Annotated in this window: 20 protein-coding genes; all 20 read left to right on the forward strand. The window is 38.6% G+C overall.

Going from position 1 to position 22,382, the window contains the following annotated elements:
- The first annotated feature begins 110 nt into the window (after nucleotides 1–110).
- The 20 genes from BFL01S_RS11105 (at nucleotide 111) to BFL01S_RS11200 (ending at nucleotide 22,363) form a co-directional block, all read left to right on the forward strand.
- Entirely contained in the window at nucleotides 111–836 is a 726-nt protein-coding gene (locus BFL01S_RS11105; protein WP_025908584.1) for a GntR family transcriptional regulator, read from the forward strand.
- Nucleotides 837–964: 128 nt separating this feature from the next.
- Complete coding sequence (locus BFL01S_RS11110; RefSeq protein WP_061785721.1) at nucleotides 965–2,044, forward strand: BMP family lipoprotein; 1,080 nt, start codon at nucleotides 965–967, stop codon at nucleotides 2,042–2,044.
- 129 nt (nucleotides 2,045–2,173) lie between these two features.
- Nucleotides 2,174–3,703: an ABC transporter ATP-binding protein gene (locus BFL01S_RS11115; RefSeq protein WP_061785722.1), complete on the forward strand. Its 1,530-nt coding sequence runs from the start codon at nucleotides 2,174–2,176 to the stop codon at nucleotides 3,701–3,703.
- A complete protein-coding gene (locus BFL01S_RS11120) occupies nucleotides 3,697–4,758 on the forward strand; it encodes an ABC transporter permease (RefSeq protein ID WP_082802735.1) in 1,062 nt (353 codons plus the stop codon). The genes BFL01S_RS11115 and BFL01S_RS11120 overlap by 7 nt, the downstream gene beginning before the upstream one ends.
- Complete coding sequence (locus tag BFL01S_RS11125) at nucleotides 4,755–5,714, forward strand: ABC transporter permease (protein ID WP_061785724.1); 960 nt, start codon at nucleotides 4,755–4,757, stop codon at nucleotides 5,712–5,714. Before BFL01S_RS11120 ends, BFL01S_RS11125 begins: the two co-directional genes overlap by 4 nt.
- A gap of 623 nt (nucleotides 5,715–6,337) precedes the next feature.
- Nucleotides 6,338–7,633 (forward strand): EF-P 5-aminopentanol modification-associated protein YfmF, encoded by a 1,296-nt coding sequence (yfmF, locus tag BFL01S_RS11130; RefSeq protein ID WP_025908589.1) that lies wholly within the window; start codon nucleotides 6,338–6,340, stop codon nucleotides 7,631–7,633.
- Nucleotides 7,620–8,903, forward strand: a complete 1,284-nt coding sequence (gene yfmH, locus BFL01S_RS11135; protein WP_025908590.1) for an EF-P 5-aminopentanol modification-associated protein YfmH — start codon at nucleotides 7,620–7,622, stop codon at nucleotides 8,901–8,903. Before yfmF ends, yfmH begins: the two co-directional genes overlap by 14 nt.
- Before the next feature lie 70 nt (nucleotides 8,904–8,973).
- Nucleotides 8,974–9,699 (forward strand): elongation factor P 5-aminopentanone reductase, encoded by a 726-nt coding sequence (gene ymfI, locus BFL01S_RS11140; RefSeq protein ID WP_061785725.1) that lies wholly within the window; start codon nucleotides 8,974–8,976, stop codon nucleotides 9,697–9,699.
- A gap of 66 nt (nucleotides 9,700–9,765) precedes the next feature.
- Nucleotides 9,766–10,026: a DUF3243 domain-containing protein gene (locus tag BFL01S_RS11145; RefSeq protein WP_061785726.1), complete on the forward strand. Its 261-nt coding sequence runs from the start codon at nucleotides 9,766–9,768 to the stop codon at nucleotides 10,024–10,026.
- A 379-nt stretch (nucleotides 10,027–10,405) separates the two neighbouring features.
- Entirely contained in the window at nucleotides 10,406–11,212 is an 807-nt protein-coding gene (locus tag BFL01S_RS11150; protein WP_090752669.1) for a DUF3388 domain-containing protein, read from the forward strand.
- 12 nt (nucleotides 11,213–11,224) lie between these two features.
- Nucleotides 11,225–12,172: a helix-turn-helix domain-containing protein gene (locus BFL01S_RS11155; protein ID WP_225002363.1), complete on the forward strand. Its 948-nt coding sequence runs from the start codon at nucleotides 11,225–11,227 to the stop codon at nucleotides 12,170–12,172.
- An 87-nt stretch (nucleotides 12,173–12,259) separates the two neighbouring features.
- Nucleotides 12,260–12,844, forward strand: a complete 585-nt coding sequence (gene pgsA / locus BFL01S_RS11160) for a CDP-diacylglycerol--glycerol-3-phosphate 3-phosphatidyltransferase (protein WP_025908595.1) — start codon at nucleotides 12,260–12,262, stop codon at nucleotides 12,842–12,844.
- A 13-nt stretch (nucleotides 12,845–12,857) separates the two neighbouring features.
- Nucleotides 12,858–14,096: a competence/damage-inducible protein A gene (locus BFL01S_RS11165; protein WP_061785730.1), complete on the forward strand. Its 1,239-nt coding sequence runs from the start codon at nucleotides 12,858–12,860 to the stop codon at nucleotides 14,094–14,096.
- Between the two features lie 252 nt (nucleotides 14,097–14,348).
- Nucleotides 14,349–15,386 (forward strand): recombinase RecA, encoded by a 1,038-nt coding sequence (gene recA, locus BFL01S_RS11170; RefSeq protein ID WP_025908597.1) that lies wholly within the window; start codon nucleotides 14,349–14,351, stop codon nucleotides 15,384–15,386.
- Between the two features lie 281 nt (nucleotides 15,387–15,667).
- Nucleotides 15,668–17,227 carry a ribonuclease Y gene (rny, locus tag BFL01S_RS11175; protein ID WP_025908598.1) on the forward strand — a complete coding sequence of 520 codons (1,560 nt, stop codon included), beginning with the start codon at nucleotides 15,668–15,670 and terminating at the stop codon, nucleotides 17,225–17,227.
- A 59-nt stretch (nucleotides 17,228–17,286) separates the two neighbouring features.
- Entirely contained in the window at nucleotides 17,287–18,081 is a 795-nt protein-coding gene (ymdB, locus tag BFL01S_RS11180; protein WP_061785727.1) for a 2',3'-cyclic-nucleotide 2'-phosphodiesterase, read from the forward strand.
- Nucleotides 18,082–18,319: 238 nt separating this feature from the next.
- A complete protein-coding gene (gene spoVS / locus BFL01S_RS11185) occupies nucleotides 18,320–18,580 on the forward strand; it encodes a stage V sporulation protein SpoVS (RefSeq protein ID WP_003181955.1) in 261 nt (86 codons plus the stop codon).
- 78 nt (nucleotides 18,581–18,658) lie between these two features.
- The gene (locus tag BFL01S_RS11190; RefSeq protein WP_061785728.1) at nucleotides 18,659–19,573 is read left to right on the forward strand and encodes a dipeptidase; all 915 of its coding nucleotides are present in this window, start codon (nucleotides 18,659–18,661) and stop codon (nucleotides 19,571–19,573) included.
- Nucleotides 19,574–19,752: 179 nt separating this feature from the next.
- The gene (locus BFL01S_RS11195; RefSeq protein ID WP_061785729.1) at nucleotides 19,753–21,510 is read left to right on the forward strand and encodes a 2-oxoacid:acceptor oxidoreductase subunit alpha; all 1,758 of its coding nucleotides are present in this window, start codon (nucleotides 19,753–19,755) and stop codon (nucleotides 21,508–21,510) included.
- Nucleotides 21,497–22,363 carry a 2-oxoacid:ferredoxin oxidoreductase subunit beta gene (locus tag BFL01S_RS11200; protein WP_025908602.1) on the forward strand — a complete coding sequence of 289 codons (867 nt, stop codon included), beginning with the start codon at nucleotides 21,497–21,499 and terminating at the stop codon, nucleotides 22,361–22,363. The genes BFL01S_RS11195 and BFL01S_RS11200 overlap by 14 nt, the downstream gene beginning before the upstream one ends.
- The last annotated feature ends 19 nt before the right edge of the window (nucleotides 22,364–22,382 follow it).

The following is a 22,382-nucleotide window of genomic DNA, read 5'->3' on the forward strand; positions in this document are numbered from 1 at the left end:
AAAATTAATATAACCTATTTATTTATGTCGAAAAAAATGATATATTATTTTCGATTAAAGAGTCAAACATCAGAGGTCTGATGACTAGTTTAGGGTATGGAGGAAGTGTGATGTCTATTCGAGCGGATAATCGACATTTGTATTTACAAGTGATTGATAACATTAAACAAAACATTGAACGAGGAGTTTTTAAAGAAAAAGAGAGACTTCCATCAGAGTTTGATTTGTCAAAACAGTTAGGCGTAAGCAGAGCGACGCTGCGTGAAGCACTTCGCATATTAGAAGAAGAAAACGTCATTGTCAGAAGACATGGAGTAGGTACGTTTGTTAATGCTAAGCCAACGTTTCTTTCAGGTATTGAGCAATTAAATAGTATAACACATATGATTGAACAAGCTGGAATGAAGCCGGGTACCATTTTCTTATCATCAAATGTGCAAGTGGCTTCAGAAAATGACATAGAGCGTTTTGGCTGTCAAATCGATGAAAAAATGCTTTTTGTTGAGCGTGTGAGAACTGCAAATAATGAGCCGGTTGTATACTGCATGGACAAAGTTCCACAAGCAATACTACCTGAAGATTTTGAATATAAGCAAGAGTCTTTATTAGAAATTCTTGAAAAACAGGCTGGCAAACATATTTCATATGCAGTAGCTCATATTGAGCCGATCGGGTACCATGAAAAAGTTTCTCCCATTTTACAATGTAGTCCAGAGACAGCGCTTCTTGTACTGCGACAAATGCATTATGACCAATATGATGAACCGATTTTATATTCCATTAACTATTTCAAAGCAGATAAATTTAGTTTCCAAGTATTAAGAAAAAGAGTTTAATAGGTTTTAAGTTTTCGCAATTTTAGTAATGATTGTGCGCTAATTCTTTTAAGGAGGTGTTCAATACCAAGCGCGACGAACGTGAAGTAGAACTACGATTCTTTTACACTATTTGGGGGGTTAATAAAATGACAAAACGTAAATATGGAATGGCTTTATCACTTATGTTAGCAGCAGGTACATTATTAAGTGCCTGTGGATCTAGTGACTCAGAAAGCGGAAGCGGTGAAAAAGCGGCTTCTGATTTTAAAGTAGGGATGGTTACAGATACTGGTGGAGTTGATGACAAATCATTTAACCAATCAGCATGGGAAGGTCTTACAAAATTCGGGAAAGAAAATAAATTAGAAGAAGGTACAGGTTATAAATATCTGCAATCGGCTGAAGCTGCTGAATACCAAAGTAACTTATCAACGTTTGCTGAAGCAGGCTATAACCTTACGTACGGTATCGGTTTCTTACTGAAAGAGGACATTAAAAAAGTAGCTGCTCAATATCCAGAATCACATTTTGCACTAGTTGATGACACGTTAAAGTCAGAAAACTTAGACAATGTTGCAAGCATTCTATTTAACGAAGAGCAAGGCTCATTCTTAGTAGGTGTAGTTGCAGCTAAACAAACAGCAACCAATAAAATCGGCTTTGTTGGTGGAGTAGAATCTCCGTTAATTAAAAAGTTTGAAAATGGCTTTAAAGCAGGTGTTAAAGCTGTAAACCCAGACGCTGAGGTAGTTGTTCAGTACGCGGAAGACTTCAACGCTCCAGAAAAAGGTTCAGCGATTGCATCAACAATGTATAGTCAAGGTGCTGACATTGTATATCACGCAGCAGGTGGTACTGGTAACGGAGTATTCACTGAAGCGAAAAACCGTGCGAAAAAAGGTGAAAAGGTTTGGGTAATTGGCGTAGACCGTGACCAACACCAAGAAGGTATGCCAGAAAACGTAACGCTAACATCGATGGTAAAACGTGTGGATATTGCGGTTGAAGAAGTAGCAAAACAAGCAAAAGACGGAAAATTCCCTGGTGGAGAAGAAGTAGTGTTTGGACTTCAAGAAGATGCGGTTGGTATTGCTCCAACTATGGATAATGTAACAGACGAGTCAAAAACCGCGGTTGAAGAGTACAAGCAAAAAATCTTAGATGGCGAAATTAAAGTACCAGCAACAGATGATGCATATAAAGAATTTGAGAAAACTCTTAAATAATTCTTCATATCACAACAGGATAGATATGAAAAAAGGCTAGTGAACCACTAGCCTTTTTCATAGCCTTTAAGATGATAAGAAATCCAAAGTAATAGACTTTACTCTAGATACAAATAGGGAGTGAACATAGTGGAATATGTAATTGAAATGCTAAATATTCGTAAAGAGTTTCCGGGTATCGTAGCGAATGATAACATTACACTCCAAGTGAAAAAAGGAGAAATCCATGCTTTACTAGGTGAAAATGGTGCAGGGAAATCAACGCTGATGAACGTTCTTTTTGGGCTTTATCAACCTGAAAAAGGTGAAATAAAGGTCAAAGGAAAAGCTGTTAAAATTACGAATCCAAATATTGCAAATGACCTAGGAATTGGAATGGTTCACCAGCACTTTATGCTTGTGCAAAATTTCACGGTTACTGAAAATATTATCCTCGGAAATGAGCCTACAAAAGCAGGAAAGATTAACATTGCAAAAGCTGCTAAAGAGATTGAGGCATTATCAAATCAATACGGGCTTTCTGTTGATCCATATGCAAAAATTGAGGATATTTCAGTTGGTATGCAGCAGCGTGTCGAAATTTTAAAAACCTTATATCGCGGTGCAGAAATCTTAATCTTTGATGAGCCGACAGCGGCTCTTACACCTCAAGAAATCACAGAATTAATTGAAATTATGAAGCGTTTAATTAAAGAAGGAAAATCCATTATTTTAATTACTCATAAATTAAAAGAAATTATGGCAGTTTGTGACCGCTGTACGATTATTCGCAAAGGTGTAGGGATTGGAACAGTGACGGTTTCTGAGACCAATCCAGATGAATTGGCGTCCTTAATGGTTGGACGTGAAGTGCATTTTAAAACAGAAAAGAAAACAGCAGAACCAAAAGATGCTGTGTTAACAATAGATGGCTTAGTCGTGGAAGATGCCCGCGGAGTAGCAGCTGTTAATGATCTATCGCTAACTGTCAGGGCGGGTGAAATTGTAGGAATTGCAGGAGTAGATGGTAATGGGCAAACAGAACTAATTGAAGCCCTCACAGGTCTTACAAGAATCAAATCAGGTTTTATTAAGCTAAATGAAAGTGACCTCACAAAGCTATCAGCACGTAAAATTACTGAATCAGGTGTAGGACATATTCCTCAAGACCGCCATAAGCACGGCCTTGTTTTGGACTATACAATTGGTGAAAATATTGCACTTCAAACGTATTACAAAGAACCAATGTCTAAAAGAGGTATTTTGAACTATAAAGAGATTTATAGAAAAGCGAAAGAACTCATTGCAGAATATGATGTTCGCACACCGAGTGAGTATACGCAAGCTCGAGCCCTTTCTGGAGGTAACCAGCAAAAAGCCATTATCGCTCGTGAAGTAGACCGCAGTCCGGAGTTATTAATTGCAGCTCAGCCGACACGCGGATTGGATGTGGGAGCAATTGAGTTTATTCATCGTAAATTAATCGAAGAGCGTGATAAAGGAAGAGCGGTTCTTCTTGTATCTTTAGAACTGGATGAAGTTATGAATTTAAGTGATCGTATAGCTGTTATCTACGAAGGTAAAATCGTTGATATTGTGAACCCAAACGAGACGAATGAGCAGGAGCTTGGGTTATTAATGGCAGGCGGAAAGCGCGAGAAAGCAGGTGAAACATCATGAAATGGCTAAGAAATGAGCGAACCATTCATATTCTAATTCCAGTTATCTCGGCAATTTTAGGGTTACTTGCAGGTGCAATTATCATGGTTCTTGGAGGCTATGATGCGGTAAAAGGGTATGATTCTTTATTTAACGGTATGTTGGGTAGTCCAAAAGCTATAGGTGAAACGATTCGTGCAATGACGCCTCTTGCTTTAGCTGGTATTGCCGTGGCGTTTGCCTATAAGACAGGCTTATTTAATATTGGGGTAGAAGGTCAGCTACTCGTTGGCTGGTTAGCAGCGGTTTGGGTAGGCTACGCTTTTGAACTTCCGTCTGTTATTCATATACCACTCGCAATCCTTGCAGCAGGTGTTGCTGGTGCATTGTGGGCCTTTATTCCTGGGTTTTTAAAAGCACGCTTTCATGTTCATGAGGTTATTGTCTCTATTATGATGAACTATATTGCACTGTATACAACCAGCAGTATCATTCGTGAGTTTTTATATGCAGGAAATGAAAAATCGTACAACATCCATGAGTCAGCTTCATTGGCATCTTCATTTTTAGCTGAAGCAACGAACAATTCTCGTTTACACTATGGGATTATTGTCGCATTTTTAGCAGCTTTTGTAATGTGGTTTCTATTGAACAAAACGTCAAAAGGCTTTGAACTTCGGGCCGTTGGGTTTAATCAGCAGGCTTCTAAATATGCAGGGATGAATGTATCTCGCAACATCATCCTTTCCATGTCAGTATCCGGTGCATTTGCAGGATTAGCCGGTGCAATGGAAGGCCTTGGTACATTCCAATATATGAATACTTTTACGTCATTTACTGGAACAGGGTTCGACGGAATTGCTGTTGCTCTTTTAGGAGCCAATAGTGCAATTGGTATCTTACTTGCTTCTTTCCTATTTGGAGGGTTACAAACAGCAGCACCACAAATGAACTTTATGGCGGGAGTGCCGTCGGAATTAATTGAGATTGTTATCGCTCTTATCATTTTCTTCGTGGCGTCCAGTTACCTTATTCGTTGGATTATTGGTCGTTTAAGTAAAGGAGGAGCACAATGAGTTTCTTAGACGTTTTAATTATAATTATTCCAGCTGCGCTGTACTCTGCGGCACCGCTTATTTTTACAGCATTAGGTGGAGTGTTCAGTGAGAAGTCTGGTGTTGTAAATATTGGTCTTGAAGGTCTTATGATGTTTGGTGCATTTACGGGAATTGTTTCAACACTACTTCTTCAAGACTCATTGGGTGCATGGGCACCTTGGGTTTCAATTTTAATTGCAGCAGGGGCTTGTGCAATCTTTTCACTTATTCATGCCGTAGCAAGTATTACGCTTAAAGCAGATCAAGTAGTCAGCGGAGTTGCGCTCAACTTCTTAGCTGGAGGTTTATCTATCTTTTTAATCAAGAAAATCTTTGGAAAAGGACAAACGGATTTTATTCAATTCCGTATTGATAAAACAAGCATTCCTGTTCTATCTGATATCCCGGTTATTGGTAAGCTATTTTTCTCTAATGTTCCAGTGACGTCATACTTAGCAATTTTGTTAGCCTTTGTTGTATGGTATATCATTTACAAAACGCCGTTTGGGCTGCGTCTTCGTTCTGTAGGTGAACATCCGATGGCTGCAGATACAATGGGAATTAAAGTTATCAGAATGAGATATGTAGGCGTTATGCTATCTGGTGTGTTAGCAGGTATCGGTGGTGCTGTATATGCAACATCAATCGCCACAAATTTTTCAGCAGGTACCATTTCTGGACAGGGCTTCTTAGCGCTTGCTGCCATGATCTTTGGAAAATGGCATCCAATTGGTGCGATGGGAGCGGCTCTCTTCTTTGGCTTAGCACAATCCCTAAGTATTACAGGAGCACAGATTCCAGTTATTCAAGACATTCCAACTGTTATTTTAACAATTGCTCCTTACGTCTTAACAATTTTGGCGCTAGCTGGATTTGTCGGTCGAGCAGAGGCACCGAAAGCACTTGGTACGCCTTATGAAAAAGGTAAAAGATAATAGAATGGTTTTCTGAGGCTAGGACATACGTATTTCAGTTAATGATTTATCCGAACTATCGCGAGTTAACTCCTTTCGATAGTTTGGATATTTTTTGTTAGTGCGGAAAACAATTAAAAAACTAGTGAAATGAAGCGTAGGACACGCGACTGCTGCGGGAGATAAAGGAAGAGCTGAGACCCAGCAGCGCAGCAAAGAGGCTGGGATTCCGCCCCATGGAAAGCGAGTGTCTGCAACGCAATGGAACGAACTTGTTTTTAAAAACTAACTATTGTAGAAAAATCATGATTCGTTTTTGAGAAGAGGTCATTTAGTTATGTTCCAGCCTCTCTTAGTTCAGATGTAGTTTGTGGAAAAAGGAAAGTGTTTCTGTCACGGTGAATGTACAAATACAAGGTGAACTGTTAATTGGAAATATAATTTATTTTGCACCTATGCAAAAAAGCTAAATTGCTTATCTTATTTAGTCTTTATTCAAGAAGGACTTATACGAAAGTTGTTTCCTTGAAAATCTTTCCTCTAATTGGATATAGTGAAGGTAAGACTAAAAACGGCAAAATAAACTAAAAATAAAGGTATTGTGTTGTTTTTAGCAAACTTACTATTAATAAGGAGGTATCTCTATGAAATTATTGACTGAACAAAAGCACGAATTGAATGGCTTAACGCTACATACAATTCCAACTACAAAGTATAAAACCAATACGTTTATTTTAAAATTAAATGCTCCATTGAATGAAAAAACGGTGACGATGCGAGCTCTTTTACCTTATGTATTACAAAGTGCTACAGAATCTTTTCCAACGACAACACAGCTGCGTACATATTTAGATGAACTCTATGGTGCAACTTTGCAGGTGGATTTGACGAAAAAAGGTGATAACCACGATATAACCATTCGAATTGATATAGCGAACGAAAAATATTTAAAAGATTCAACTCCTCTTCTTCAAAAAGCACTCACGCTGCTTGGTGAAATTCTCTTGAAGCCGGCAACGGAGGAGGGAGCTTTCTTAAATGATGCAATGGAAAAAGAAAAGCGCTCTCTGCGTCAACGTATTCAAGCAGTCTTTGACGATAAAATGCGCTATGCAAACCTTCGCTTAGTTGAAGAGATGTGTAAGGAAGAGCCGTACTCTCTACATGTTAATGGTCGAATTGATGATATTGAGTCGATTACAGCAGCTACGCTTTATGAGTATTATCAACATGTATTAAAAGAAGACGCCATTCATCTCTATGTCATTGGAGATTTTCATGAACAAGAAGTAAAAACCACGGTTGAGCAAGCGTTTGATTTGCCGCAGCGTCAACCAAAAGAAATCAAACGTTCAATTACGAAAAAAGAAATTACCGACGTAAATGAAGTTGTAGAAAAACAAGAGGTAAAGCAAGGGAAGTTAAACATTGGCTACCGTACAAACGTTGTATACGGAGATCGTCAGTACTTTGCTCTTCAAGTGTTTAACGGTATATTTGGCGGCTTTTCTCATTCAAAGTTGTTCATCAATGTCCGTGAAAAAGCAAGCTTAGCTTACTATGCTGCATCGCGAGTTGAAAGTCATAAAGGTCTTCTGATGGTTATGTCAGGAATCGATGCGAAAAACTATGATCAGGCTGTAACCATTATTAAAGAACAAATGGAAGAAATGAAAAATGGATCGTTTACCGATAGCGAAATCGCTCAAACAAAAGCAGTTATTCATAATCAACTGTTAGAAACGGTGGATACACCACGAGGGCTGGTTGAAGTTATGTACCATAATGAATTAACAGGGAAAAGTATTTCCGTTGATGAATACCTCAAACAAATTGATGCAGTATCAAAACAAGAAATTGTGAAAGTAGCTGAGAATATTCAGATGGATACAGTGTATTTCTTAACAGGAAAAGGCGGTGAAAACAATGGAGAAAATTGAATTTTCCCAGCTGAAAGAGCAGCTTTATCATGAAAAAATGGACAATGGATTAGAAGTTTATATTTTACCAAAGCCTGAATTTAACAAGACGTTTGCGACGTTTACCACAAAATATGGTTCCGTTGACAATCAGTTTGTTCCGCTTGGGGAAGATAAAATGATTAAAGTTCCTGATGGGATTGCGCATTTTCTAGAGCATAAGCTGTTTGAAAAAGAAGATGGTGATGTATTCCAACAATTTAGCAAGCAGGGGGCATCTGCCAATGCATTTACATCATTTACGCGAACAGCATATTTATTTAGCTGTACGTCTAACTTTGAACAAAATTTAGAGACGCTTGTAGACTTTGTTCAAGAACCGTATTTCTCTGAAAAGACAGTCGAGAAAGAAAAAGGAATTATTGGACAAGAGATTACGATGTATGATGATAATCCGGACTGGCGCTTGTACTTTGGAACAATTCAAAACATGTATAAAAATCATCCTGTGAAAATTGATATTGCTGGTACCATCGAGTCCATTTCTCATATTACAAAGGATTTGCTTTATACGTGCTACGAAACGTTTTATCATCCGAGTAATATGTTGTTATTTGTGGTAGGGCCCGTTGATGCAGAAAAGGTAATGACTCAAATTCGTGAAAATCAAGCTAAAAAAGATTATGAAGATATGCCTGAAATTACTCGTCATTTTGATAAAGAACCAGAAACAGTAGCGGAACAAAAGCAGGTATTAAATATGCCTGTTCAAGCCTCTAAAGCAATGGTTGGTTTAAAAACAAGAAAGCCTGAACGTTCGGGGCAAGATATGCTTCGACATGAGCTTGCGATGAACATTGTACTTGACCTTGCGTTTGGAAAAAGCTCTTCTTACTATGAGGAACTTTATAAAAATGGACTGATTGATGAGACATTCTCATACGACTATACTGAAGAAAATGGCTTTGGTTTTGCGTTAATTGGTGGAGATACAGAAAATCCGGAAAAATTTTATGCTCGCATTAAAGAAATTTTGCTTGAAGTGAAATCCAACGGTTTGCAAGAAGAAGAATTAGAACGAGTAAGAAAGAAAAAAATTGGAGAATTTTTGCGAGCTTTAAATTCTCCAGAGTTTATTGCCAATCAGTTTACTCGCTATGCGTTTAACGATATGAATTTATTTGATGTTGTAGATACGCTTGAGAAACTGACAGTTGCAGATGTGAAGCACGTAATGGATGATATGATCCATGAGGAGAGCTTTACTGTATGTGAGGTTGTACCAAAATAAGTGATAAGATAGTATATGAAAAGCTGACGTTGAGTCAGCTTTTTTAATGGATAATATAAGGAGAATCAACATGGAGAAATATGCGCTAATTACAGGAGCAAGTGGCGGAATTGGCAGTGCTATTGCGGAGAAAATGGTAAAGGAAGGGTATGGGGTAGTTCTGCATTACCACCAAAACGAAGCTTCAGTTAACGAAATTGCTAGCCGACTTCGCTTCTACACAAACAATATTATCGTTGTGCAAGGAGATTTATCTTCAAAAGATGGCGTCGATCGGTTTTTAGCTACTCTTTCTGTTCCGATAGACGTACTTATTTATAATAGCGGTCAAAGTTTATCAGGATTAATGACTGATGTTTCAGATAACCAAATTGAAGAAATGGTTTATTTAAGCGTAACGGCTCTTTATCGAATCACCAAGTTTGTTCTTCCTAAAATGATTCAGAAGAAAAATGGGAATATTATCGTTGTCTCATCTATTTGGGGATTAGAAGGAGCTTCTTATGAAGTGTTGTATTCAATGGTGAAAGGCGCTCAGAATACTTTTGTCAAAGCATTGGCCAAAGAGGTTGCGTTAAGTGGAGTTCGAGTAAATGGGATTGCACCAGGAGCTATTTTAACAAATATGTTAGCCGATTATACAGAAGAAGATGTTGAAATGATGGAGCAAGAAATTCCCATGGGACGGATTGGGAAGCCGTCAGAAATTGCAGATGTTGTGGCTTATCTAACGTCTAATCAGTCTTCTTATATGACAGGGCAAATTTTATCAGTAGATGGCGGTTGGCATACATAATAACGCGAATAAAAAAGAGTAAGGTGTACAAACTATGATATGAATAAACCTTAAGGAGGGCTACTCATGTCAGTATTAGACAATTGGGATAACTGGAAAAACTTTTTAGGCGATCGCTTACATCATGCTCAAAACGAGGGTATGAACAACGAAGTAATCAATGACTTAGCATATCAAATTGGTGGCTACTTAGCGAACCAAGTTGACGCAAAAAACGAACAAGAAAAAGTATTAGCAGATTTATGGAGCGTTGCTTCAAAAGAAGAGCAACATGCAATTGCTAATATGATGGTGAAGCTTGTTCAAAACAATGGTTCTGCTCATTAATATAACCATGCTAATGAAATGAACAAAAGAAGGAGTCGGCTCAAGTTTTTTGAGAAACGACTCTTTTTTATTTATAAATAAGTCAATGATAAGCAAAGATAAAAAATACAGCGCTTACAATAAGAACATTTACATAAGAAATAGGTTTTACACTTTATAATTTAATGAAAATCATTTATATTTAAATTATGTGAAAAAAGGGGAAAGATAACAGCGGGTACCATTTCATAGGCTCGCATTTTTTACGTATCTAATAACAGCTTCTCCGAGTAGTGTTTGAGGTGATTTATTAATCGTTCTTCAAGCATTTTTGTGCTGTGAATGAGCGTTTTAATATGTTCATTCTATTATTGGATTAGGTTTAGACGGAACAAATGGGATGAGGAGGGGTTTCGTGAATAAAATTGAGTGGTACTTAGAATATCAAATACAGAAAAATCGACCTGGTTTATTGGGAGACATTTCGTCTCTTTTAGGAATGTTGGCAATTAATATTGTTACAATTAATGGGGTAGATGACAAAAGGCGTGGTTTATTACTAAGGTGTGATTCCCATGAGCAAATTGAGCGGCTTGAATCTATATTAAAAACAATGGATAATATTGTTGTGACAAAGATGCGTCCTCCCAAGCTACGAGATCGTTTAGCTGTTCGTCACGGTCGTTACATTCAACGAGATGCTGATGATAAAAAGACATTTCGATTTGTACGAGATGAACTTGGACTGCTAGTGGACTTTATGGCAGAGCTTTTTAAGCAAGATGGTCATAAGTTAATTGGTATCAGGGGAATGCCTCGTGTAGGTAAAACAGAGTCGATTGTTGCTGCTAGTGTTTGTGCGAATAAGCGATGGTTATTTGTATCATCAACGCTTTTAAAACAAACGATTCGCAGTCAGCTAATTGAAGATGAGTATAATTCTAATAACATCTTTATCATTGACGGTATTGTATCAACAAGAAGGGCGAATGAGAAACACTGGCAGCTCGTTCGTGAAATTATGAATGTGCCTGCGACAAAGATTGTTGAGCATCCCGATGTATTTGTACAAAATAGTGAATATACGCTGGATGACTTTGCATATATCATTGAATTACGAAATGATCCAGATGAAGAGATTACATATGAAGTCATTGAAGGATCGCAAATGTTTCCAAACGGTGGATTATCCATGTTTGATTTTTAGCATAATTGGTAGGTGTTAATATTGACAGAGTTAGGGCAAAGGTTAAGACAAGAGCGAGAAAATAAAGGGATGTCGCTAGAGGATTTACAAAAAAACACAAAAATTCAAAAGCGCTATTTGATTGGTATTGAAGAAGGCAACTATGATGTAATGCCAGGGAAATTTTATGTGCGAGCGTTTATCAAACAGTATTGTGAAGCTGTAGGATTGAATCCTGATGACATTTTTGATCAGTACAAAACGGATATTCCAACGACTCAAACCGATGATATTCCACAGCCGTTATCTCGTGTTCGCAGTCGAAAAGAAATTCCCCAAAATACGAAAGCGTCAAAAGCAGCAGATTATTTACCGACGATTTTAGTAGTTGCTGGTGTGCTGGTAGTCGGAATTATCATTTGGGTGATTGCTCAAAATATTGTATCCGGGCGTCAAGAAGATCAGGCTGCAAATACTGAACAAACGAATAACGAAGTACAACAATCTGAAGAGCAGCAAGCATCTAATGAAGACCAAGCTGCTAAAGAAGCGGCAGAAAAAGAAGCAATAGAAAAAGAAAAGGCAGAAAAAGAAAAAGCTGCTAAAGAAGATGAAGAGAAAAAAGATGAAGAAAAAGAAGAAACAAAGCAAGCTTATAAAGAAGTTCAAAAGTCAGGCCGCAATGGAACATATGAGCTATCTGGAACAGATGAGTTTAAGCTAGAAGTGTCGTCTACTCAAGCTGATACATGGTTAGATGTAAAAAATGGTAAGGGCAATTCATTTTATAATGCCATGTTAAAAAATGGTGAGACAAAAGAGTTTGACTTCACGAAAGAAAGTGAAGTTCGAGTGAATATTGGATTCTCACCAGGGGTACAATTGAAAATTAATGGACAAGATGTTTCTTTACCGTTTGATGCAAATCAACAGGTTAGACAAGTTGTAACGATTAAATATGAGCAGGAAAAAGCTCAATAAGTAGCTTAGCAGTATCAAAAATGGTTAAGTCGTGCCGACAACAGTTTGCACGGCTTACGTTTTTGTATGTAATTGGAGGAAACAATAGTGAATTTACCAAATAAGATTACAATCTCTCGAATTTTTTTAATCCCGCTTTTTTTAATTTTAATGATGGCACCGTTACCTTTTGGTGAAGTTAGCGCTGCTGGAATGGACGTGCCAATCGCTCATTTATTAGGGGCAGCGTTATTTATTATTGCGTCTACAACAGACTGGATCGACGGGTACTACGCTCGTAAGTATAATATGGTTACAAACCTTGGGAAATTTTTAGATCCGCTAGCAGATAAGCTATTGGTTTCAGCAGCTTTGATTGCTATTGTAGACTTAGACTTAATTGCCGGTGCAGGTTGGGCTGCAATTATTATTATTAGCCGCGAATTTGGAGTAACAGGCTTACGTTTAGTTCTTGCTGGAGAAGGTGAAGTCGTTGCTGCAAATATGCTAGGTAAAATTAAAACGTGGACACAAATTATTGCTATTTCAGCTATTTTACTTTATAACTTACCCTTTGAATTTGTGTCATTTCCATTTGCAGCAATTGCCCTATGGATTTCTGTTGTATTTACAGTAATTTCTGGATGGGATTACTTTGCGAAAAACAAGCAAGCATTTGTTAATTCAAAATAATGGGGATGATTTCATGAACGCGGAAATTATTGGAGTAGGTTCAGAGCTTTTGCTAGGCCAAATTGCCAATACAAACGCGCAATACCTATCTAAAAAGTTTGCAGAGCTTGGTATTAACGTATATTATCATACGGTAGTTGGCGATAATGAAAGCCGATTGAAAGAAGCAATTTTGACCGCCAAAAAACGTGCGGATTTGATTGTGTTTACAGGTGGGCTTGGGCCAACCAAAGATGACCTTACAAAAGAAACAATTGCTTCAGAACTAGGTGTCTCACTTGTAACAGATCAGCAAGCGCTTGAAAGTATCGAAGCGTATTTCGAAAAAACGAATCGGACAATGACGCCTAATAATAGGAAGCAAGCAATTGTACTTGAAGGTGCAACAATACTGCCAAACGATTATGGAATGGCACCAGGAATGGGCATTACGGTGCGTGGTATTCACTACATGTTATTTCCTGGTCCACCAAAGGAACTTTACCCTATGTATGAATCGTATGGACAAGCATATTTAGCAGAAAAGCTAGATATGAAAGAGCAAATTGAATCTCGCGTTTTACGTTTCTTTGGAATTGGAGAGTCTCAGTTAGAAACAGATATTGAGGATTTATTAGATGCACAAACAAACCCAACCATTGCGCCGTTAGCTGCTGATGGAGAAGTAACGCTTCGCTTAACGGCTAAGCATGGAGATGTGGTTGAGGCTCATCGAATGCTTGATGAAGTAGAAAAGCAGATTATGAGCCGTGTAGGAGAGTTTTTCTACGGATACGATATGACATCTCTACAGGCTGAACTCATTGCTACAATGCGAGAGCAAGAAGTGACCGTTGCTTCAGCTGAAAGTTTAACTGGCGGATTGTTTAGTGGGACGCTAACGAGCATTCCTGGAGCTGGAGATGTTGTAAAAGGTAGCATTGTTGCTTATCACACTGAGGTAAAGCACAATGTGCTACATGTAGCAAAAGAAACCCTAGAGCAAGACGGGGCAGTTAGCGAGAGATGCGCAGAAGAAATGGCTGTTGGTGTGAAAAAGCTGACAGGCTCTGATGTTGGTATTAGCTTTACAGGCGTCGCTGGTCCGTCTAAGCAAGAAGGTAAAGAAGTTGGTACAGTTTACATTGGTATAGCTTTTAAAAATGAAAAAACACGCGTGTATTCGCTAAAGCTTACAGGCAGTCGTGATGGTATCCGTAAACGCACTGTGAATTATGGAATTTATTATCTTTTACAACTATTGAAACAGTAATATATTGAAGCGGTGTAGTCCCTCCTTGTGTAAATAAGGAGGGACTTTTCCTTCATAAAATAGTTATTTTTTTAAAATATAGTCTTGGCTGTTAAAATAAAAAAATCGAACATTTATTCGCTTTTTTGCTTGTCAAATGACTCAAAAGCGAGTATAGTTATGTATAGAAAGTTAATTAAAACGTCATTGCTACTACAACGTAGTAATCTTAAATTATAAAACAAAGCAAGCAAGTATAGAGGAGGAAATCGAGTGAACGATCGTCAAGCAGCCCTTGATATGGCTCTAAAACAAATTGAAAAGCAATTCGGTAAAGGTTCAATTATGAAATTAGGAGAACAAACGGAACGTAAAATTTCAACTGTGTCTAGTGGTTCTCTAGCGTTAGATGTTGCGCTTGGTGTAGGTGGGTATCCACGCGGACGTATTATTGAAGTTTATGGTCCAGAAAGCTCTGGTAAAACAACAGTTGCGCTTCATGCAATTGCAGAAGTACAGCAGCAGGGTGGACAAGCAGCGTTTATCGATGCTGAGCATGCGTTAGACCCGGTGTATGCACAAAAGTTGGGTGTCGATATTGACGAGCTTCTTTTATCACAGCCTGATACAGGTGAACAAGCACTTGAAATTGCTGAAGCGTTAGTTCGTAGTGGAGCAGTTGACATTCTGGTTATTGACTCTGTTGCAGCCCTTGTGCCTAAGGCTGAAATTGAAGGTGAAATGGGAGATTCTCACGTTGGTTTACAAGCTCGTTTAATGTCTCAAGCACTTCGTAAGCTATCAGGTGCTATTAATAAGTCGAAAACAATTGCTGTTTTCATTAACCAAATTCGTGAAAAAGTTGGCGTTATGTTTGGTAACCCTGAAACAACGCCAGGTGGACGTGCGCTTAAGTTCTATTCTTCAGTGCGCCTTGAAGTTCGTCGTGCTGAGCAGTTGAAGCAAGGTAACGATATTGTAGGAAACAAGACAAGAATTAAAGTTGTCAAAAACAAAGTAGCACCACCATTCCGCGCAGCTGAAGTGGATATTATGTACGGAGAAGGAATCTCAAAAGAAGGAGAAATTTTAGATATTGCTTCTGATTTAGATATCGTACAAAAAAGTGGAGCTTGGTATTCTTATAACGAAGAACGTTTAGGTCAAGGCCGTGAGAATGCGAAGCAGTTCCTAAAAGAAAATGTTGATATTCGTCAAGAAATTGCTGGCCAAGTTCGTGAATATCATGGATTAGACGAAGCGGCAGAGCAAATGCCTGAAGACGATGCTCAAGATGAATTGAAAATTTAATAACACTTCTTTTGCTTAAAAAAGACTCTTTTTTAAAAAAGGGTCTTTTTTTTGAAAAAAATGTTAATCATAGTGATAGCAGGGGCAAGGATTTTCGTGACATAGCATTTTCATAGGCTTGACAATAAAAATGGACAGACTTACAATTAAGATGTATATTTTCCCTTTTTAAAACATTTTAGCGTTTAAAAGCCTTTGTGTGTATATTGAAAGGTGAAGGCGATATACATGCCGACATGAAATTAAAAACTTACAAGTTTATAGCAAGGGGAGGTGAAATGATGGATATAATTACAATCATCTTCGCTTTGCTTGGCCTAATCGTCGGTGCAGTTGTTGGCTTTTTTGTTTGTAAATCGATTGCTGAAGCTAAGGTTGCGGGAGCAAAGTCAAACGCAGAACAAATTATCGATGATGCAACCCGTGAGGCGGAAGCTTTGAAAAAGGAAGCTTTATTAGAAGCGAAAGATGAAATCCATCAGCTTCGTACAGAGGCAGAACTAGATATTCGTGATCGTCGAGCAGAACTTCAAAAACAAGAAAATCGATTAATGCAAAAAGAGGAAAATCTTGATCGAAAAGACGAGTCACTTGATAAACGTGAAGCGGCACTTGAAAAGAAAGATAATTCTCTTACCGTTAAACAACAGCATATTGAAGAGATGGAAAGCAAAGTTGAAGAATTAGTCAAGGCTGGTCAAGCGGAATTAGAACGCATTTCAGGCTTAACGAGAGACGATGCACGAGCGATTATTTTAGATCGTGTTGAAAATGAACTTTCCCATGATGTTGCGATGATGGTGAAAGAAACAGAAAATCGTGCCAAAGAAGAAGCCGATAAAAAGGCTAAAGAAATTCTTTCGCTTGCGATTCAACGTTGTGCAGCGGATCACGTAGCTGAAACAACGGTTTCAGTTGTTAACTTACCAAACGATGAGATGAAAGGTCGAATCATTGGTCGAGAAGGTCGAAACATTCGTACATTAGAAACATTAACAGGTATTGATCTTATTATTGATGATACACCAGAAGCAGTTATTTTATCAGGTTTTGACCCTATCCGCCGTGAAACGGCACGTATCGCCTTGGACAAACTTGTTCAGGATGGACGTATTCACCCAGCTCGAATTGAAGAGATGGTTGAAAAATCTCGTCGTGAAGTAGATGAGTATATTCGTGAGGTTGGTGAACAAACAACGTTTGAAGTTGGAGTTCATGGCTTGCATCCAGACTTAATGAAGATATTGGGCCGTTTGAAATTCAGAACGAGCTATGGTCAAAACGTCTTAAAACATTCGATGGAAGTTGCTCATTTAGCTGGATTGATGGCTTCTGAACTTGGTGAAGACGCTACGCTTGCGAAGCGTGCAGGTTTACTTCACGATATTGGAAAAGCAATCGACCACGAGGTAGAAGGAAGCCACGTTGAAATTGGCGTTGAGCTAGCTACGAAATATAAAGAGCATCCTGTTGTTATTAACGCAATTGCTTCACATCATGGTGACACGGAACCGACGTCAATTATTGCTGTTCTAGTTGCTGCGGCCGATGCTTTATCAGCTGCAAGACCGGGTGCTAGAAGTGAAACGTTAGAAAACTACATTCGTCGCTTAGAAAAGCTTGAAGAAATCTCTGAGTCTTATGAGGGTGTTGAAAAATCATTTGCTATTCAAGCAGGACGTGAAGTCCGCATTATGGTTAAACCAGATACGATTGGTGATTTAGAAGCGCATCGCTTAGCGCGCGATATTCGCAAACGCATAGAAGATGAACTAGATTATCCTGGTCATATTAAGGTAACAGTAATTCGAGAAACACGAGCTGTTGAATACGCGAAATAAGTAAAATAAAGTGGCTATTGCCACTTTATTTTTTTGAGTCAGAAATAAGGAGCTAAAAGATGAGAATTTTATTTGTTGGAGACGTTGTTGGTTCTCCAGGTCGAGATATGGTAGAAGAATATTTACCACGCTTAAAAAGAAAATACGCCCCAGGCTTAACGATTGTAAATGGTGAAAATGCGGCGTCTGGAAAAGGAATTACAGAAAAAATTTATCGAGCATTTTTACAAGCTGGTGCAAACGTAGTAACGCTTGGTAACCACGCATGGGATAAGCGTGAAATTTTTGATTTTATTGATGATGCTAAGAACTTAGTGCGTCCAGCTAATTTCCCAGAGGGAACGCCAGGAAAAGGAATTACATATGTAACCTACAATCAATATGAAGTAGCTGTTATTAACTTACAAGGGCGAACGTTTATGGCCCCTCTTGATTGCCCGTTTAAAAAGATTGATGAGTTGATTGCACAAGCAAAGCAACGTACGCCAATTATTTTTATTGATTTTCATGCTGAAACGACAAGTGAGAAGCAGGCAATTGGCTGGTATGTAGATGGTCGCGTAAGTGCTGTAGTGGGTACTCATACTCATGTTCAAACAGCTGATAATCGTATCTTGCCGCAAGGTACTGCGTATATTTCAGATGTGGGAATGACAGGTCCTTACGATGGTATCTTAGGTATGGAGCGAGAAGCAGTGATGAAGCGCTTTTTAACATCGCTTCCGGTTCGCTTTGAAGTTCCTAAGGAAGGCCGAACGCAGCTGAGTGGAGTTATTATTGACCTTGATGAAAAAACAGGTCAAGCTAAAAAAATTGACCGAATTTTAATTAATGACGATCATCCTTTTTTTTGAATAAATGAGATGAAAGAGCGGTATGTTTCTTTGGAGACATACCGCTTTTTTTGTCGTTTTACTGAGCGAAAAAGAACAGAGATTAGCGAATCTGTACAAATGACAAGTTTTTGAACAATTAGAGAAAACAAGCAGGAATACGTTTACTATTTCGTGAATATAGTATCATTGAAATCAATTAAGTCATTGGTCTAATGATCTCTCATCATACATTGTAAAGAATAAGGAGGAGTTAGATATGGAAATTTTAAAGGTTTCGGCGAAGTCTAACCCGAATTCAGTTGCTGGTGCTTTAGCAGGAGTATTGCGCGAACGCGGTGCAGCTGAAATTCAGGCGATTGGCGCTGGTGCACTAAATCAGGCAGTAAAAGCAGTAGCGATAGCTCGAGGTTTTGTAGCGCCAAGCGGTGTCGACTTAATCTGTATTCCTGCTTTTACCGATATTCAAATTGACGGGGAAGAGCGGACAGCGATTAAACTCATTGTTGAACCTCGTTAATCATAAAATGGACGGGACCTGCTAGGTATGACCTAGCAGGTCTTTTTTGCAGATAATAGATTGAAAGGAGTAGGGAAAATGATTTTCGATGCACATTGTGATGTATTAGCCAAGCTATGGTGGAATCAGCATCTATCTGTACAGGATAGCCCAAACCTTCATACAACAATTGATGGAATGAAGCAAGTGGGTGGTAAAGTACAAGTATTTGCTATCTTTGTACCAGAAGCTGTTCAAGCCGAGCAGCAGTTTGACGTAGCTCTTGAAATGGTACACCTCTTTAAAAAACATATTATTAGTCTTCCGAATGTGAAATGGATTCAATCACAGGAAGATGTTTTGCGCTTAGGTAAGAGTGAAATAGGCGCAATGTTGAGCTTAGAGGGATGTGATGCCATCGGCGTTCATCTCGTCCGTTTACAGACGTTATTTGCTTTAGGGGTTAGGTCAGTAGGCCTGACATGGAACTATGCGAACGCGGCGTGTGATGGTATTCTAGAACCACGTGGAGCCGGCTTGTCTAGCTTTGGTAAAGAAATTGTAAGGGAAAATAATCATTATAAAGTCTGGACAGATGTTTCTCACTTATCAGTGCGAGGTTTTTGGGATGTAATAGAAGAATCAGATTTCGTAGTTGCGACTCATTCAAACGTGTATTCCTTATGTTCCAACCCGAGGAATTTACGCGATGACCAAATTGATGCGTTATTGAAAAAAAAGAGTGTTATTGGTATTACCTTTGTCCCACAGTTTCTAACGGATAAAAAAGAAGCAACCGTGGATGATGTGTTAAGACACCTTGATTATATATGTAGCAGAGGAGGAGAGTATTCAGTTGGATTTGGCTCAGACTTTGATGGTATTGATCAAACGGTAGTAGGGCTGGGTAAGTTTAAAGATTATCACAATTTAATTAATCAACTACATAAGCGTTATTCCGCGGATCAAGTGCATCGTTTTTTATTTTCAAATTTTGTGCAACGATTACCATAATGAACCTAGTAAATACTCTGAAAATATAAATCTGTGAATTATGTGGAAAGGGTTGCATTTTAGTACATGTGGGAATAGAATTGTAGACGGATTAAGAAACTTAGTATTTTATTGCTCGTTTTTAGAGTGATTTCGTTAGAAAAAAGAGCAATCTTGACAGAATAAAAGGAGTGGCTTAGATGGTAAAGCAGCTTTCATGGAAAGTTGGCGGTCAGCAGGGTGAAGGAATCGAAAGTACAGGTGAAATTTTCTCAACTGCCTTAAATCGATTAGGGTACTATTTATACGGCTATCGTCATTTTTCTTCACGTATTAAAGGTGGACATACAAACAATAAAATTCGCGTAAGTACAACGCAAGTACGTTCTGTATCGGATGATTTAGATATTTTAGTAGCGTTTGACCAAGAAACGATTGATGTGAATGTACATGAGCTTCGTCAAGGTGGAATTGTCATTGGAGATGCAAAGTTCAAACCAGCACTTCCAGAAAGCTGTACAACGGCAACATTGTATTCCGTTCCGTTTACAGAAATTGCAACTGAGCTTGGTACATCTTTAATGAAGAACATGGTAGCAGTAGGAGCTTCAAGCGCTGTTTTACATATTGATACAGATGTATTCGAAGAAGTAGTATTAGAGATTTTTGGTCGCAAAGGACAACAGGTTGTTCAAAAGAATATGGAAGCTATTAAACGAGGCGCAGAGTATATTCGTGAGCAGCTTGGTGAGAACTTAGAGACGATGAGACTTGAACCAGCAGATGGACAAAAGCGCATGTTTATGATTGGAAATGACGCTATTGCTCTAGGTGCTGTAGCAGGTGGAGCTCGCTTTATGCCGGCATACCCAATTACGCCTGCATCAGAAATTATGGAATACTTAATTAAAAAGCTTCCGCAGTTTGGTGGTACGGTTATTCAAACTGAGGATGAAATTGCAGCATGTACAATGGCAATTGGTGCAAACTATGCTGGCGTTCGTGCGTTAACAGCATCAGCAGGTCCAGGACTATCTCTTATGATGGAATCAATTGGTCTTGCAGGGATAACAGAGCAACCAATCGTTATCATCGATACACAGCGTGGAGGTCCAAGTACAGGACTACCAACTAAACAAGAACAATCAGATTTAATGGCAATGATCTATGGTACCCATGGTGAAATTCCTAAAATTGTGATGGCGCCAAGTACAGTTGAAGAAGCCTTCTATGATACCATTGAAGCATTTAACTTAGCTGAAGAATACCAGTGTCCTGTTATCATGCTGACAGATTTACAGCTTTCACTTGGGAAGCAATCTGTGAATCCTTTAGATTATAGTCGTATTCAAATTCGCCGAGGAAAGCTTCAAGAAGCTGAGCTTCCTGAGCTTGAAGCGAAAGAATACTATAAGCGCTATGAAGTGACAAAAGATGGCGTTTCTCCTCGTGTTGTTCCTGGTATGAAAAACGGTATTCACCACGTAACAGGAGTTGAACATGATGAAACAGGAAAGCCTTCTGAGTCACCAATCAACCGTAATAATCAAATGGATAAACGTATGAGAAAGTTAGACAACATTCAGTTTAAAACACCAATTCACCTGCACTCAGATGAAGTTGATTCAGATGTTTTATTCGTTGGCTTTAACTCAACAAGAGGAGCAATTGAAGAAGCGATGGAACGCTTAGAAGCAGATGGACTTCGCGTCAACCATGCACATATTCGCTTGATTCATCCGTTCCCTGTTGATGAAATTCTTCCTTATGTAAATGGAGCGAAGAAGGTAATTGTAGTGGAAAATAACGCAACGGGTCAATTAGCCAGTATTTTAAAGATGAATGTCGGTAATCACCATAAAGTGCAGAGTATCTTAAAGTATGATGGAAACCCATTCTTACCGCAAGAAGTCTACACAAAAAGTAAGGAGATGTGCTTGATTAATGGCAACGTTTAAAGATTTTCGTAATAGTGTAAAACCTAACTGGTGTCCAGGGTGTGGAGATTTCTCGGTTCAAGCAGCAATTCAACGTGCATCGGCTAACGTAGGACTAGAACCACATGAATTAGCGGTTATTTCTGGTATTGGATGCTCTGGTCGTATTTCGGGTTATATTAATTCATATGGATTTCATGGTATTCATGGACGCGCTCTACCAATTGCACAAGGTGTGAAAATGGCTAACCGTGATTTAACAGTTATTGCTTCTGGTGGAGATGGAGATGGATTTGCCATTGGTATGGGGCATACTGTTCATGCAATTCGCCGTAACATTGATGTGACATATATCGTAATGGATAACCAAATTTATGGTTTAACAAAAGGGCAAACATCTCCTCGTAGCGACGTAGGATTTAAGACAAAGAGTACGCCAGAAGGTTCGATTGAATCATCTTTGTCCGTCATGGAACTTGCTTTAACATCTGGTGCAACATTTGTGGCACAGAGCTTTTCAACTGATTTAAAAGAGCTTACAAGTTTAATTGAACAGGGTATTCAGCATAAAGGGTTTTCTTTAATTAACGTATTCAGCCCATGCGTAACGTATAACAAAGTGAATACGTATGATTGGTTTAAAGAGAATTTAACAAGCTTAAAAACAATTGAAAACTATGATCCAGCAAACCGTATGCAAGCGATGCAGACATTGATGGAGCATAATGGTTTAGTAACCGGCTTAATTTATCAAAATGCTAACCAACCTTCTTATCAGCAGCTTGTGCACGGTTATAGCGACCAACCACTTGCTGATTCTGATTTAATGATGTCAGAAGATAAATTTAAAGAGCTTGTAGCTGAATTTATGTAAACAAAAAAAGACTGAGACA

The sequence above is a fragment of the Priestia flexa NBRC 15715 genome, assembly GCF_001591565.1.
Taxonomy (GTDB): Bacteria; Bacillota; Bacilli; order Bacillales; family Bacillaceae_H; genus Priestia; species Priestia flexa.

Excerpts from the sequence above, each read along its gene's own strand:
- BFL01S_RS11105 (WP_025908584.1), top strand. The coding sequence starts at position 111 with ATGTCTATTCGAGCGGATAATCGACATTTGTATTTACAAGTGATTGAT.
- BFL01S_RS11110 (WP_061785721.1), top strand. The coding sequence starts at position 965 with ATGACAAAACGTAAATATGGAATGGCTTTATCACTTATGTTAGCAGCA.
- BFL01S_RS11125 (WP_061785724.1), top strand. The coding sequence starts at position 4,755 with ATGAGTTTCTTAGACGTTTTAATTATAATTATTCCAGCTGCGCTGTAC.
- yfmF (WP_025908589.1), top strand. The coding sequence starts at position 6,338 with ATGAAATTATTGACTGAACAAAAGCACGAATTGAATGGCTTAACGCTA.
- yfmH (WP_025908590.1), top strand. The coding sequence starts at position 7,620 with ATGGAGAAAATTGAATTTTCCCAGCTGAAAGAGCAGCTTTATCATGAA.
- ymfI (WP_061785725.1), top strand. The coding sequence starts at position 8,974 with ATGGAGAAATATGCGCTAATTACAGGAGCAAGTGGCGGAATTGGCAGT.
- BFL01S_RS11145 (WP_061785726.1), top strand. The coding sequence starts at position 9,766 with ATGTCAGTATTAGACAATTGGGATAACTGGAAAAACTTTTTAGGCGAT.
- BFL01S_RS11150 (WP_090752669.1), top strand. The coding sequence starts at position 10,406 with ATGAGGAGGGGTTTCGTGAATAAAATTGAGTGGTACTTAGAATATCAA.
- BFL01S_RS11165 (WP_061785730.1), top strand. The coding sequence starts at position 12,858 with ATGAACGCGGAAATTATTGGAGTAGGTTCAGAGCTTTTGCTAGGCCAA.
- rny (WP_025908598.1), top strand. The coding sequence starts at position 15,668 with ATGGATATAATTACAATCATCTTCGCTTTGCTTGGCCTAATCGTCGGT.
- ymdB (WP_061785727.1), top strand. The coding sequence starts at position 17,287 with ATGAGAATTTTATTTGTTGGAGACGTTGTTGGTTCTCCAGGTCGAGAT.
- spoVS (WP_003181955.1), top strand. The coding sequence starts at position 18,320 with ATGGAAATTTTAAAGGTTTCGGCGAAGTCTAACCCGAATTCAGTTGCT.
- BFL01S_RS11190 (WP_061785728.1), top strand. The coding sequence starts at position 18,659 with ATGATTTTCGATGCACATTGTGATGTATTAGCCAAGCTATGGTGGAAT.
- BFL01S_RS11195 (WP_061785729.1), top strand. The coding sequence starts at position 19,753 with ATGGTAAAGCAGCTTTCATGGAAAGTTGGCGGTCAGCAGGGTGAAGGA.
- BFL01S_RS11200 (WP_025908602.1), top strand. The coding sequence starts at position 21,497 with ATGGCAACGTTTAAAGATTTTCGTAATAGTGTAAAACCTAACTGGTGT.